The sequence below is a fragment of the Alloscardovia theropitheci genome (assembly GCF_004332295.1).
Taxonomy (GTDB): Bacteria; Actinomycetota; Actinomycetes; order Actinomycetales; family Bifidobacteriaceae; genus Alloscardovia; species Alloscardovia theropitheci.
In genome coordinates this window covers 320,076-333,914 of record NZ_RXLP01000019.1, presented here as the reverse complement: position 1 = coordinate 333,914, position 13,839 = coordinate 320,076, and the positions used below count along the sequence as shown (strand labels likewise).

The 13,839-nt window shown below is 43.8% G+C and carries 11 protein-coding genes and 1 tRNA gene; 4 read left to right on the top strand and 8 right to left on the bottom strand.

All coding sequences use genetic code 11. The features are described 5' to 3' along the window. Positions 1 to 10 precede the first annotated feature (10 nt). Both fbaA and EJ419_RS04895 read right to left on the bottom strand, forming a co-directional pair. Positions 11 to 1,066 carry a class II fructose-bisphosphate aldolase gene (fbaA, locus tag EJ419_RS04900; protein WP_131284153.1) on the bottom strand — a complete coding sequence of 352 codons (1,056 nt, stop codon included), beginning with the start codon at positions 1,064 to 1,066 and terminating at the stop codon, positions 11 to 13. A 9-nt stretch (positions 1,067 to 1,075) separates the two neighbouring features. Next, the gene (locus tag EJ419_RS04895; protein WP_131284151.1) at positions 1,076 to 3,205 is read right to left on the bottom strand and encodes a heavy metal translocating P-type ATPase; all 2,130 of its coding nucleotides are present in this window, start codon (positions 3,203 to 3,205) and stop codon (positions 1,076 to 1,078) included. 179 nt (positions 3,206 to 3,384) lie between these two features. Here EJ419_RS04895 and EJ419_RS04890 point away from each other — a divergent pair, with 179 nt between their 5' ends. The 3 genes from EJ419_RS04890 to EJ419_RS04880 all read left to right on the top strand — a co-directional run bounded on the left by EJ419_RS04890 (position 3,385) and on the right by EJ419_RS04880 (position 5,624). Further along, positions 3,385 to 3,789, top strand: a complete 405-nt coding sequence (locus tag EJ419_RS04890) for an iron chaperone (protein ID WP_131284150.1) — start codon at positions 3,385 to 3,387, stop codon at positions 3,787 to 3,789. A gap of 196 nt (positions 3,790 to 3,985) precedes the next feature. Continuing rightward, positions 3,986 to 4,639, top strand: coding sequence for a flavodoxin (locus tag EJ419_RS04885; RefSeq protein ID WP_131284148.1), 654 nt, complete (start codon positions 3,986 to 3,988; stop codon positions 4,637 to 4,639). A 106-nt stretch (positions 4,640 to 4,745) separates the two neighbouring features. After that, positions 4,746 to 5,624 carry a LysR family transcriptional regulator gene (locus tag EJ419_RS04880; RefSeq protein ID WP_131284146.1) on the top strand — a complete coding sequence of 293 codons (879 nt, stop codon included), beginning with the start codon at positions 4,746 to 4,748 and terminating at the stop codon, positions 5,622 to 5,624. A gap of 196 nt (positions 5,625 to 5,820) precedes the next feature. Here EJ419_RS04880 and EJ419_RS04875 read toward each other — a convergent pair whose 3' ends face one another. Then, positions 5,821 to 6,363, bottom strand: coding sequence for a phenolic acid decarboxylase (locus tag EJ419_RS04875; RefSeq protein WP_131284144.1), 543 nt, complete (start codon positions 6,361 to 6,363; stop codon positions 5,821 to 5,823). Positions 6,364 to 6,535: 172 nt separating this feature from the next. Here EJ419_RS04875 and EJ419_RS04870 point away from each other — a divergent pair, with 172 nt between their 5' ends. Further along, positions 6,536 to 7,690, top strand: coding sequence for an IS1249 family transposase (locus tag EJ419_RS04870; protein WP_131284142.1), 1,155 nt, complete (start codon positions 6,536 to 6,538; stop codon positions 7,688 to 7,690). Between the two features lie 264 nt (positions 7,691 to 7,954). Here the strand turns inward: EJ419_RS04870 and EJ419_RS04865 are convergent. From EJ419_RS04865 to EJ419_RS04845, 5 genes are all read right to left on the bottom strand, one after another. After that, a tRNA-Gly gene (locus EJ419_RS04865) sits at positions 7,955 to 8,025 on the bottom strand. Between the two features lie 108 nt (positions 8,026 to 8,133). Then, complete coding sequence (locus tag EJ419_RS04860; RefSeq protein WP_131284140.1) at positions 8,134 to 8,793, bottom strand: NYN domain-containing protein; 660 nt, start codon at positions 8,791 to 8,793, stop codon at positions 8,134 to 8,136. 172 nt (positions 8,794 to 8,965) lie between these two features. Further along, positions 8,966 to 9,961 carry a zinc metalloprotease HtpX gene (gene htpX / locus EJ419_RS04855; RefSeq protein ID WP_131284138.1) on the bottom strand — a complete coding sequence of 332 codons (996 nt, stop codon included), beginning with the start codon at positions 9,959 to 9,961 and terminating at the stop codon, positions 8,966 to 8,968. 81 nt (positions 9,962 to 10,042) lie between these two features. Beyond that, positions 10,043 to 11,464, bottom strand: coding sequence for an FAD-dependent oxidoreductase (locus tag EJ419_RS04850; RefSeq protein ID WP_131284136.1), 1,422 nt, complete (start codon positions 11,462 to 11,464; stop codon positions 10,043 to 10,045). A gap of 212 nt (positions 11,465 to 11,676) precedes the next feature. Further along, positions 11,677 to 13,779: a S1C family serine protease gene (locus tag EJ419_RS04845; protein ID WP_131284134.1), complete on the bottom strand. Its 2,103-nt coding sequence runs from the start codon at positions 13,777 to 13,779 to the stop codon at positions 11,677 to 11,679. Positions 13,780 to 13,839 lie beyond the last annotated feature (60 nt).

The following is a 13,839-nucleotide window of genomic DNA, read 5'->3' as shown; positions in this document are numbered from 1 at the left end:
AACTTGTTGCTTATTTCATTGCTTTTCCAGCTGACCCCAATTGTACGCAAGCTTCTACTACTCGACGAGCCATCGAATCTTCTGCTTCGCGACCCCATGAACGTGGATCATATTCGCCTTTCTCTCCGACCTCGCCATCGACCTTGAGTACCTTGTCGTAATTGACCATCATATGTCCTGCGATTGCACGGGTAAAAGCATATTGCGTATCAGTATCAATATTCATTTTGACGACACCGTGGCTGACTGCTTCAGCGATTTCTTCTTCGCGAGATCCCGATCCTCCATGGAAGACCAAATAGAATGGCTTATGCGCATGAGCTCCAGGAACATCAGCAAATTCCACAGCCGTCTCAGCTTGGATCTCGCCCAAAAGTTCTGGTTTAAGCTTTACTACACCCGGTTTGTATGCACCGTGTACATTACCAAAGGTAAATGCTGCCATATAACGCGCATTACCCTGTGCATCAGTGCTCAATCCCAAAGCTTGCGCTACCCGCGCAGCATCCTGAGGAGTGGAGTATAACTTTTCGTTAATTTCTGCGCGATGTCCATCCTCTTCGCCGCCCACTGCGCCAATTTCAATCTCGAGAACTGTATGAGCTTGAGCAGACTTTTCTAATAAACGCTGAGCGATCTCTATATTATGGTCTAAAGGCACTGTCGAACCGTCCCACATATGCGACTGGAACATTGGCTCTTGACCACGCTTCACTTGTTCAATTTCCATATCCAGCAATGGGTCTACCCACTCACCGAGATACTGCTCAGCACAGTGATCCGTATGGAAAGCAACAGTAATATCTGGATATTGCTGCGCCACTTCACGCGCATAAGCAGCAAAAGCTCGCGAGCCTATAACTCGATTCTTTAACTTTTGACCGCTTAAATATGCAGCACCGCCGACAGATACTTGGATAATTCCGTCAGACTGAGCATCTGCAAATCCTTGCAATGCAGCATTTAACGTTTGGGTACTTGTAACGTTAATCGCCGGGTAAGCGTAACCGCCTTCACGAGCTGCAGCGAGCATAGCGCTATAACGTTCTGGAGTTGCTACTGTCATACTTTAAATTTACTTCCTCTCGCGTACAGCCGTTAACGCCCACAAAATGGAAATAACGTCAATCGCTTCCTGTCCAAAAGCCCCAAATACAGCAGGAATAACACCAAAAGCAGCTACAATCATTGCAATGGTAGCGAGCGTGAGACCGCCTAATACTGAGTGGAACATCACATTTCGAGTGTGCTGTGCGATCTCAATTGCACGTGGGATAAGGCTAATATCATCATTCATAATCACCATCTGAGCTGTTTGTGATGCGGCAGAACTTGAACCATCTGTCACAGCTACGCCAATATCTGCTGAGGCCAGAACAGGCGCATCATTAACTCCGTCTCCCACCATCATCGTGACAGTATTATTGTGCTTCGTATCCGCGAGCTTTACTTCCTTAACGATGCGTTGTTTGCCTTCTGGCAGAAGTTCTGAATGTACATTATCAAGTTTTATTCCTACTTCTTGCGCAATGCGTTCAGCAGAGTCTTTCGAGTCTCCTGTCAGCATCGAGATGTCGTCAATTCCTAATTTATGAAGCTTTTCTATTGTCTCTTTTGCATTATCACGTGGCACATCTCGCATTACGATACGGCCAACGACATCGCCATTAATTGACATATATGCAGCCATTTCCGAAGATTCCAGAGAAGAAAAACCGTAATCAACATTCTCAGTATTCGCTTCATAATCGTTGTGAGATTTATGCTGCATAGTCTGAGCTTTTCGCGACTGCGTATGCCGATAATTGCGCGGTTTGACGAACCCATTATCCGATTCTTCTCCTCGCACAAACTCCAATCGTCCGATACGAATGTCATAGCCATCCACTTGTGCAGCGATACCTAAGCCACTATGTTCTACAACGTGCTTCACATTGTCAGGAGTTAAGCGATTATCATAGTTGCCATCCAAACGTTGACGAGCATCTCGCCCTGCACGCGCGATACCTTGCGCCAAGATATGAATGGAGTATGATTCGACTATTCCTGCTACTGCAAGAAGAAGATCATCAGACACATTATCCCACTTTTTTGCCGAATCTTCATGAGAACGCTCGACCTTAACTACGCGTGGCTGCTTAACTGTCAAGGTTCCCGTCTTGTCGAAGAAAATATGCGATACACGCACAAGTTGCTCTATAACTTCTTGTCCTTTTATCAGTACACCAGAAGCAGCCAAACGCGATGTCCCACCTAAATATGCGACCGGCGCAGAGATAAGAAGCGGGCAAGGAGTCGCGAGCACAAGCACCTGAGCGAAACGGGTTGGATCACCACTAAAGAACCATGCTAAGCCCGCTATCGTAAAGGCTATTACTGTAAAGGGCACAGCTAGTAAATCAGCTGTTCGCACTACTGCCGGCCGAGAGTTTTGTGCCTGGCGCACAAGTGAGATAATACGCTGATACTGTGAGTCCTCCGCCTTTGCTGTCGCACGAAGAGTAAAACTTTCTGCCCCGTTAACTGCCCCGGATGGAACTCTTTGGGCATTCAAAATAGTGCGCGGCAGTGATTCTCCATTAATCATCGCCAGATCGACAACTGCACGATCGCTCATAACTACTCCATCGACAGGAATAGTCTCCCCTGGCTTAATGAGAAGCAAATCCATAATCTGAACTTCATCTGCGCTAATATCTGCAATTACGTGATTTTCTTGCTCGCCAGTGAGATTGCCAGTGAGATTGCCAGTGAGATTGTCTTCAGAGCTCTTATAAGTCCTTATCACGTGCGCTATGTGCGGCTGAGCGCTCAGTAATGCTGTGAGATTGTACTCTGCAGAACTTTCAGCGTAATCTTCAATAACTGACCCAGAGTAGATCATCAAAACAACAACCCACGAAGCCCAAAACTCTCCAACCGCAAGAGTAGAAAGAATTGCCACAACTGCAAGAATGTCAAGACCGACATGACCGTCACGAATATCAGCAATCATGCCCATAACCGTATCGATAACAGTAACACCAACCAAAATGGCAACTATCCAAATCCGTAGATAACTGTACGATTCCAAAGCTGGCGAGCTTAATACACATAACATCATGAGTACTGCGAAAGTTACAAAAAGCATCGGCGTATGCTTGATACTTTCCCACACCCGCTTCCATGCGTTTAAACGCTGGTTTTGCTTATTGGATGTCTTCATTGTTTCCTCTCAATTTCCTCTATAGCCATATAAGTTTTATCGTCATAAAGTTATGTGAACTTTGGCAAAGTCTTCATCAGTCGCATTAGCTCAGCAATTACTATTTTCTTCGATATACTAAAGATATATCATCCGCATGCCTCTTGTCAGTAGGCATTTTACCTATTCAAAGAGAAAATATGGCAACCAATCATCAATCACTATTTCCTCAGGAATTCGAAGAATATCTTAACGGCCCTCGTGTACCTCAAACGACTCAGCAGCTTTTGCGAGACGCATTGACATGGGTTCTTTCTCAGCATCCAGAACTTGACACACGAATTGCATGGAATCAGCCTATGTTTACTCATCATGGAACATTTATCCTAGGCTTTTCAGCGTCTAGCAAGCATATCAGTGTCGCGCCAGAAGTGCCAACGTTAGAAAAATATAGAGATGAGTTTACTGAACGAGGATACAAATGCCTCAAGAAAACGATCAATCTTCCACTCACGATGCCGATACCATTCGATCTTCTTGGAAAACTCATAGATGAGCAGCTAGAGCTTAAGAAAGATACTACAAGTTTTTGGTTGCCCGCGTAAGAATTTAAGATTGGCGGAAAATCATCGCTTGATACGTAGGATTCTGAGCTAAGCGCGCTATGGATTAAGGGGTATACGCGAACCGTATACCTATATCTTATTGTTGTATGAGTAGTATCCCGATTTTTCATAATTAGACTTCCTGATAGCGATACATTAGAAACATCAGATAACGAGATTTTATTAAGGAAGAATTATGAATAACACAGTAAAGAAAGCTCTCACACTCGTAGCAGGCTTAAGCATGATCACCGCTTTAGGAGCATGCGGATCATCCTCTAACCAAGATTCCTCTGCAAACTCCTCATCACAAAACTCATCTCGCACTACCTCTAATGCATCAACTGATAGTAAGTCCATTGTTATCTACTTCTCTGCATCAGGAAATACAAAGAGCGTTGCGGAAAATATTGCTAGCGAGCTCAATGCTCCTGCAGTAGAGCTCACACTTGAGCAGCCATACACTGATGATGATTTACGTTGGACGAATCCGCAAAGCCGTGTGGTACGTGAGTACGAGGACGAAAGTTTGCGCGATGTAAAGGTAGCAAACAAAGACATCGATAACTGGGATTCCTACGACACTGTTTATCTTGGTTTCCCTACATGGTGGCAGATTCCTGCTTGGCCTGTTAACGACTTCGTTAAGTCAAATAATTTTGACGGAAAGACAATCATTCCATTTACGATCTCCACCAGCTCTGGAATTGGTAATGATGCAGAAATCTTGCGCAATCTCGCAGGATCAGGCACATGGCTTACCGGTCACCGATTCTCCCAATCAGCTAGCGCACAGGATGTAAAAACATGGCTTGCCGACACAAATAATGGGCTCAACGAACAAAATTAATCACTCACTTTATCGCATAACAGAATTTTTCTGTGCGCGAAACCCGTCTCCTGCATATTTCATATAAAATGTACGTAAGTATGGAATATTCAGGAGACTGGGCATTATGGCAAGTATTGATGATTTAGAACAACTCCTTGTAGTAGCACGAAAAGGAACGCTATCCGCCGCCGCACGAGAGTTACACACATCACAGCCTTCTCTTACTCGTACAATGCAACGACTCGAAGCAGAGTTTAAGGTTTCACTTTTCGACAGAACTTCTGGAAGCGTTACGCTTAACTCTACTGGCGATCTTGCGGTAGAGAGAGCCCGCTCAGTTGTTGATTCATATAATCTCATGCTTGAAGATATAAGAAAGCATGATGCACAACAAAAAAGTATCAGTATCACATCATGCGCGCCTGTTCCGCTGTCCGTAATTTCTTCAATCGTTCGCAGAATTTTTCCAAACTTTTCAATTACGCAATCAATTGAGCCACAATTAGATGCCATTACGGATGCTTTATCATCAAATGATGCACAGCTTACTATTACCCCACATCCGATAACCGGCAATAACACGCTCACAGTGCCTTTCATGCAGGAATCGCTTTACCTAGCCGTTCCTACGAATCATATCCTCGCTCGGTATGATGAATTACGTTTCAGCGATTTTAATGGCTACAACATCGTTATGCACCCCGATGTGGGCTTCTGGATATCTGTATGCCGAGAGCATCTACCAGCCTCGCAGTTGCTCGTTCAGCAGTCAGATGAGGCATTTAGAACAGTAGTAGAAAATAGCGAAATTTTGTATTTTGTTACTCAAGAAGCTCGAAAAATTGCTTATAACCGATTATTACGAACGGATAGCGAAAGAAAATTCATTAGAATTCTTGATACTGACGCTACTGCAACCTTCTACTGCAGCTGCAATACCAGCTTTAACCCGGCATTAAAGGATTTCGTACAGCAACTTCCGATGCTCAGGATAGATGATTAGTGATACGTATCGCATTAGCTCGTAGATGAAACATCCAAAACTACATTTGGAATTTCTCACTATGATGATTGCTTAGCTCGTATGGTTTTATGCGCTTTGACGCTGTATCATCATAATTCTTTACCAAGGATACTAGATTAATAAAAAAATCCTCTCGATAAAATTAACGAGAGGATACCAGCTATTATTTTAGCCTCTATTTATTTATCCGCTTATATTTATCGTCAAAATAACGACCGGAGCGAATATCATCAGTCATACCGTCATAAGGTGCTTCGCTTATGACATCATCATTGTTCTGTCCTGCATTTCCCATATATGTAATAGTCGCAAATTCAGGAACAACATATTTTGGATATGTCTCATACTTTTCACGAGATTCTTCCATCACATCAATGAAGTCATTTTGGAAGCATACAGTGATTTCAGGATGCTCTTGAACCCACTTTGGGAAGAAAATAGTCCCATGCAGTTTCCCTTCGTTCGGCATAAAGTCCAATGCTACATCCGTACCCGTTGGCTCAGTCCACGTAATCTTAAAAACTCCATCAGTAAGTTTTACAATTTGTGCTTCCTGATCCTTAACCCAACGGCCAGCAACCATTCCCCCGTGAATGCGGTAATCGACTGTATGATCATTCTTCGCATACCATTCATATTCCCAGCCATTATCGTAGGTATAAATAAAATGAGTTCCAAGAAAATCATCCAAATCTTTAAATTGCTTTGTATCTGACATAAAAAATCCTTCTCACACAATATGAATGAATGTGCTATCCCTCTAATATATTTAAGCGATCATTCATCGCTAAATTAAGGGGTTAATGGTCATAATGTGTGTATGAATTTGTTGGTTAGGGCTTGGGGTTATTGGTGTGTGGTGGGGTATTTATGGTGTGAGACCATAATATATGGTATCTGGTGGCAGAATTCCTCGTTGTATGCTATGTGGGCAGTTAATGGTCAAGAATGGTAAAACTCGTGCTGGAACAACACGATGGCGATGTATGACATGTGGTATGAGTCGGGTACAGTGTCGTGATGATATACGGTATAGAAAAGATACTCAATTATTCGTATCGTGGCTTTTCTCTCATATGCCTGTTGAGTTTCTTCCCGTCTCGCGTTCAACGTTATCACGACATATTCAGTGGTGTTGGCACGTACCTGTACCGTCTATACCAACAACCGGTGTCATAGAACCTCAGATTCTTATCGATGGTATTTATTTACCGTATAAATGGTGTCTTCTTATCGCGATGAACACGCATCATGTTCTCGCGTGGCAATGGTGTCATCGTGAAAATACTGCCGCGTATAAAGCATTACTAGAACAACTCGTTGAACCTGAATGTGTGTGTTTAGACGGTGGACCAGGAGCTCACCGTGCACTACACGAGACATGGCCTGACGTGAGAATTCAACGATGCCTCGTTCATGTTGCTCGTAATATTCGTGTGTATCTGACAAGTAAGCCACGCACTATTGCCGGCAAAAGTTTACTCACGTTAAGCAAGAAACTTCTGCGAATACATACCCAAGAACAAGCTATTCAGTGGCAACAAGACATTAACCAGTGGTATCAAACATATGGGTATGTGATTCATGAAGTCACTGCAAATCCGCGATACCCATACGAGTCTCCTGCGTGGTGGTATACGCATGCCAGACTACGAAAGGCCTACCGCTTACTAGAACGCTTAATAAGAAAACAGCACTTGTTCACGTACCTGAATACACACCAAGAAAATCACCAGCATCTGCTCAACTCGACAAACCGGTTAGAAGGAGGCGTGAACAAAACCATACGTCGTCTCTTAAGCCTGCATCCTGGCCTAAGTCAAGATCATATGCGATGCGCGATTGAATGGACACTAACCAGCATGAGCGAAAACCCTGTTGATATCATCACGTATTTATCCACACATCATGATGAAGCGATCACTAACACACTCGTCAAACCCACCACTAATGAAAAACCTGATACCACTATCAACGATCATGCCAGCACATACGATCCACAAGAACTACAAATCCATTACGGATGGGCAGGACGAACCACATAAAACACACCCATCCATACACACTTTTTGACCATTAACCCAAATTAAGGTTATTCCTCAATACTTTCGCATTTTGGAAATATAGCAATTACTTACTAATACATAGTGTTTCTGTATAAATTAGATTACGTCTTTCTCTGCTTGTTTTCTTAATAATTGTCAAAATACAACTTTTAAGATAACCGCCGGGAATACCGCCATAATGTATACGACCAAGCGTTACATTAGCGGACACCAATAAAGAAATCTATAAAAACATAAGTATCGAGCGGATGACGGGAGTCGAACCCGCCTCTAGAGCTTGGGAAGCTCTCATTCTACCGATGAACTACATCCGCAGTTGTGCTCCTATAGTGCACACGAAGCACGTGAATCAGTGTAGCACCGAGGGCGAACCGTTGGAAATCTTCATTTCTTTATCGTGTTATTCGTCCCTATAATGCTTCTCATTCATTCTTAAACGCTTTATCGCGAGAATGCAAACCATCAATATGTAAACTCAGATTATCTTTGATGTGTCCACCAAGCGGATCAAGAATAAAATCAATGCCTTCGCGCCTAGCTAATTTTGCAGCCGGGACAAAATCACTGTCACCTGCTATAAGAATAATTTGATCAACCTGTCGTTTATAAGCCATTGATGCAATATCTAGACCAATACGCATATCAACGCCTTTTTGCTGCAATGTTAACGTGAAATCTCGCTCAGATAAGTCACTAAGATCTTTGCTCCCATTAAGTAGCTTTTTTGTAACATCGAATTTAAGATTATAGTGCACAGATTTTTCATTCAGTTCTCCCAATCGCAATGCAACTTTTCTTTTATGGCTCAGCTCATTAAAGAATTCTTCAGTCCACTTCTTAGTATCACTGCGACCAAAATCAATGCTTTTCCGAGTAAGAGGATGATAAACCTGCGTATTAATTGGAGGACAATCATAATAGAATATTCTGTATAAATCATTCCTAATATCATTCCCCTCACGCAGGTGGTTACGACAGTAGTCATAAAGTTCGGTAGCCCTTTCTTGAGGAGACTTATCACCAAAAACAGCATACGCTCGTTTACGATAATATCCACCATCAACCAATATCGCTGTCTTCATTTACATTCTCCATCGAGTGATAAAAAAACTCCTGATTCCGGAGATTCCCTTATTGTGGGAGTCCTACTTTCAGGAGCTACTAATAACTTAGACTATACATCTATATGACAAACAAACACAAGTACCGCGTGTTATACACAGCGAATATCGCGGTGCGGAAACTACACCTTACTTAATACTGCTGATACCCACCCTGCTGTGGATAATTCCCACCACCCGTAGGATAACCAGAAGATGAAGCACCTTGCTGGTACGGGGCATTATACCCAAAATTCATATCCGCGGATTGTCCCATATCTACCGCCATCTGTTGCAAACGTGCGATGCGATCTTGAGTCGCCGGATGTGTCGCAAACAGCCGGTTAATATCTTGCATTCTAAACGGACTAGAAATCATCATTGCTGACACGTTCTCGGTTCCTGCAGTTTTACGCAATGGGATCTGCTGTACACCGTATTCAATTTTGTATAATGCCGATGCGAGCGCCATCGGGTCGCCACTGAGCACTGATCCATCTTCGTCCGCATCGTATTCACGTGTTCGAGAAATTGCCATCTGCACAAGAGAAGCTCCAATAGGTGCGAGAACTATTGCAAGCAACCCGCCGATAGCGGCAATGGGTCCCGAGTTACGATCATTATCTCGTGACGAACCTCCGAAGAATCTCAAAGAATATGCCAGATATGTGATTACCATTGACATTGCTGAAGCAATAGATGACGTCAAAATATCATGATTGTACACATGCATCAGCTCATGTCCGAGTACTCCACGAATTTCACGATCATCAAGCATATCGAGAATTCCCTGCGTGCAGCATACAGCCGCATGATGTTCATTACGTCCAGTAGCAAATGCATTAGGAGACATCGTCGGTGCTACATAAATGCGTGGCATCGGTTTGCCAGCGCGTTGGGATAGTTCTCGCACTATCGCATACAAGCGTGGCTGCTCTTGTTCGCTCACTTCACGTGCCTGCATAGAAGCAAGTGACAAAGAGTCAGAAAACCAGTAACTGAAGAAAGTCGTCCCCACCGCAATAAGAACATATATTCCAAGAGTAGACCTAGAATGCCCAGTGAAAAACCACACAGCAAAGATAATTATCCATAGCACAGCAAAAAGTGCCAATGTCTTTATGCCATTAGCATGTCCACGAACTTTCATTGGAACTCCTTCTGTTTAGGGTTTCTGGGCATTGTATCAGGATGCTTCATCAGGCAATAGCCAATATGTAATTATTAATTATTATTCACCACGTGCGATTGAACGTAACTGATTCTCATCAATGACTTTGATATGTTCACGTTCAACACGAGCTCCCATAGCACGCTCATAAGCATCCACCTTCTGCCATGCAGCGTAATCCAATGGTTTTACACCACGTTCTTCAAGCAACTGCACTATATCAAGCTCAGTTTGCGTGGCGACACGACCATGTTCAGCGCTATGTGCCCAATCTTCTAATATATTTTCAACGGTTTCCAATGCATCAGACTTAGTCGATCCGATAAGCCCTACCGGCCCGCGCTTTGCCCATCCTGTCACATACACGAATGGCATACCAGCGATACGTCCGCCTTGATTATCGAGCGTATAAGCAGCTTCATCATAAGGAATTCCAGCAACTTCTGCAGGCTTATATCCAATCGCATGGTAAACAGCTTGAACTGGGATATCTGAAAATTCGCCCGTTCCAGACATAGCACCCTGAGGAGTGGTCGTTGTCTTTTCAATTCGTACTGCCTGCACATGGCCATCATCTGAGGTAATAATCTCAACTGGATTAGCGTTGAAATGAAGGTAGAAACGGCGACGAGCAGGATTTCCTTCAAAATCGACGTGCTCCGCCATCATCTTCACGCTCATTTCACGGACAGCGAGTAATTCATCAACCATTTGCCGAGTTAACTTATCTTCACTCGCTTGTGCAAGATGTTCCTGAGTCAGGGTTTCTGGAGCGAAATCATCATCATAAGTTACGATTTCCACACCCGGTAGCGTTTCTAGTTCGCGTAACTCTTGTACAGAGAATTTTGCATGCGTTACATCACGACGCACAAAGACATGAATATCTTCCGCCTTGTTAGCTTCCAAACCGTCATATACGTTATTTGGAATATCAGTATGAAGCAAATCTTGTGGATATCGTGCAAGCAAACGTGAGACATCCATAGCTACGTTTCCACCACCCAGTACAGCTACTGTACGAGCTTCTAATGGCCAGTGCGGCGAAGCAGTTGGATAACCGTCATACCATTCGACAAATTTTGCGGCTCCATACACGTCTTTCGCATCTGAGCCTGGGATCGTCAATGGCCTATCATCAATTGCACCCGTTGCAAAAATTACGGCATCATAGCGAGCGCGAATATCATCCAAATAGATATCACGCCCAAATTCCACATCAGCGAGCAGACGAATCTGCGGATTATTAAGAGTCTTTTCAAGCGCGCCAATAATATATTTAATTGCCGGATGATCTGGTGCTACACCATAGCGCACTAAACCGAATGGCACAGGTAATTTTTCGAATAAATCTATATAAGCAGTAGCGTTTTCACCTAATCCCAGTGCGTCACGTTTTGCTTCAATCTGACGAAGGAGGATGTCAGACACGTATACTCCAGCAGGGCCAGCACCTATAACTGCAACTTTAAAATCTCGCATTGTTACCTATCTCGAGGGTTATTTCTTATTAATCGCTATGCACTAGCTTATAGGAAAGTCCATTCAAAAGAAATGTGTAAGTCAAGAATTGCGTACAGAATATGACAAACCTCACGCGGAAGTCTTTTCATAGTTCCACATGAGGCTTGTCTTTAGCTCAACGCTCGAAAGTTAGGAGGATATTAATTATCGACCGTTACTTTAGCCACGTTTTATTCGTTATCATCATTTTGATCAAGCAAATCGCGATACTTCTTGAGTAATTCATCAAGTTCATCGTTGTTACTCTCGCTATTAGAATCATTCGATTCGCTCGACTGGGAACTCTGGGATGAGCTTTCTTCATGATCAAGCGTTACTGACACTTCCATAGTGCGAGAACCGCGCACAATAGTTAGCGTGACTTTATCATTAAGCTGAGCAGCGCGAATGAATCCTAGCAATTGGTTAATCGAATTTACTTCATGTCCATCATAGGCAACGATGACATCATCCTTCTTCAAACCGGCTGAATTTGCTGCTGAATCATCCTTAACGGACACTAATTGTGCACCGGTACGGCTCGATCCATCGCTTTCAACTTCTGCAGTACGAGCGCTTACTCCAAGCTCCACATGCGTAGCTTTCTTATTTTCCATCAGAGATTGAGAAACCCACTTCGCAAGATTAGACGGAATCGCGAATCCGATACCTACGGAACCAAGGCTTGAATCACCTGAAGTTGTTGATGCTGTCGCAATAGATGAGTTAATGCCAATGAGCTGTCCAGCGATATTAAAGGTTGGACCACCCGAATTACCCTGATTAATGGATGCATCAACCTGTATCGCATTGGTATAAACAACAGTCTTGTTATCTTCTGCAGCAACTGCAACTGGACGGTTAAGTGACGAAATGATACCGCTTGTAACAGTATTCTGATAGCCAAGCGGGCTTCCAACTGCCATAACTTGCTGACCAACTACGAGCTTGTCGGAGTTAGCAAAATCGACTGTTGTAATGTTATCTGGAGCATTCTTAAGCTTAATAACAGCTAAATCAGTACTTGGATCAGTTCCAACGATATCTGCATCATAAATAGTGCCGTCATACATCGTTACAGCTAATGCTGTAGTACCGTCAACCACGTGATTATTGGTGATAATGTATCCGTCCTTGCTAATGAATGCACCAGAGCCAAACATAACACCCTTAGATACCTGTCCGCGAATCAGTACAACGGCTGGTAATACCTTACGTGCTACCCCGACCCAGTTTCCGGTCGCACCAGTAGAATTCGATACTTCTGGCGTATCAACAACACTTGTATCTGCTGACCCGCCATTCGTGCGAATAAGACCGCTATTAATTCCAACGATTCCCAAAACTGCTACAAGAATTGCAGCAAGCGCAGCTGAAACTATAGCAACCGCAATCGTCGTTCCGTTTACCTTTGATTGTTTTTGGTTAGTATATGGCGAATAGCTAGGGAATCCACCGTAATTCGACGAGCCGTGAGCCATGGATGGATTCTCATTACCCGTCACACTTGCACGAGTTCCTGATGCGTTTGCTGGGTCTGCAAATGGGTTAGGCATATTTGCTGGACGAGAGATATTAGCAGGTGGATTACCTGCATTATTTGGTGTGCCCATTGGTGTCTGCGTCTGAGCTGTCTGTGCTTGTGCTGTTTGTGGCTGTGCTTGCTGCACCTGTGACGGAACAGCCCAAAGCTGAGCCGGATTAACAGCTGGCATCTGTACAGTAGGTTGTCTGGACTGCGACTGATTTGGTTGATTCACCTGCTGTGGCTGTGCTTGAGCAGCATATGGATACGTCGCTGATGAAGGATTAGGTGGGACAGAAGTCGATGAAGGAGAAGAAACAGGCGGGACAGTAGGCATTACCTGCGTAGGAACTTCTTGTGGATTAAATGAATTGTACTGTGCTGGATTCTGTGATGAATTCTGTCCTGAATTCGCGTTGTACAAAGGCGCGCCTGGGATGCGAGGCTGCATAGAATTTGACGTAGGATAATTTGCCTGTTGTGCGGTAGGCCCTCCAATTGGTGGAACGACTGGCATAGGTCGAGGGGCAACATTTTGCGGTTGAATTGGCTGCTGCGGTGCCACATATGGCTGAGCTGGCTGCACTGGTGTTGACTGTGCAGGTGTTGACTGCGCGGATGCCGACTGTGCAGGAGCATTCATCGTATTCATTGGCTGTGTAGGATTATTATTTCCTACTTGTCCTTGCTGATCTGCCTGTTCATTATTTATATAAGGATTATTCTGTGGAGTCTGGTTTGGTGATTGACCAAAAGTTTCGTCTGTCATCTTCTCTCCTTCAACGCTGTAATGTGCGCGTTCTATTACATAAACGTGATAGAACTAAAC

Bases quoted from the DNA above. Each gene is read 5' to 3' on its own strand.
- fbaA (WP_131284153.1), bottom strand. From the start codon at position 1,066: ATGACAGTAGCAACTCCAGAACGTTATAGCGCTATGCTCGCTGCAGCT.
- EJ419_RS04895 (WP_131284151.1), bottom strand. From the start codon at position 3,205: ATGAAGACATCCAATAAGCAAAACCAGCGTTTAAACGCATGGAAGCGG.
- EJ419_RS04890 (WP_131284150.1), top strand. From the start codon at position 3,385: ATGGCAACCAATCATCAATCACTATTTCCTCAGGAATTCGAAGAATAT.
- EJ419_RS04885 (WP_131284148.1), top strand. From the start codon at position 3,986: ATGAATAACACAGTAAAGAAAGCTCTCACACTCGTAGCAGGCTTAAGC.
- EJ419_RS04880 (WP_131284146.1), top strand. From the start codon at position 4,746: ATGGCAAGTATTGATGATTTAGAACAACTCCTTGTAGTAGCACGAAAA.
- EJ419_RS04875 (WP_131284144.1), bottom strand. From the start codon at position 6,363: ATGTCAGATACAAAGCAATTTAAAGATTTGGATGATTTTCTTGGAACT.
- EJ419_RS04870 (WP_131284142.1), top strand. From the start codon at position 6,536: ATGGTATCTGGTGGCAGAATTCCTCGTTGTATGCTATGTGGGCAGTTA.
- EJ419_RS04860 (WP_131284140.1), bottom strand. From the start codon at position 8,793: ATGAAGACAGCGATATTGGTTGATGGTGGATATTATCGTAAACGAGCG.
- htpX (WP_131284138.1), bottom strand. From the start codon at position 9,961: ATGAAAGTTCGTGGACATGCTAATGGCATAAAGACATTGGCACTTTTT.
- EJ419_RS04850 (WP_131284136.1), bottom strand. From the start codon at position 11,464: ATGCGAGATTTTAAAGTTGCAGTTATAGGTGCTGGCCCTGCTGGAGTA.
- EJ419_RS04845 (WP_131284134.1), bottom strand. From the start codon at position 13,779: ATGACAGACGAAACTTTTGGTCAATCACCAAACCAGACTCCACAGAAT.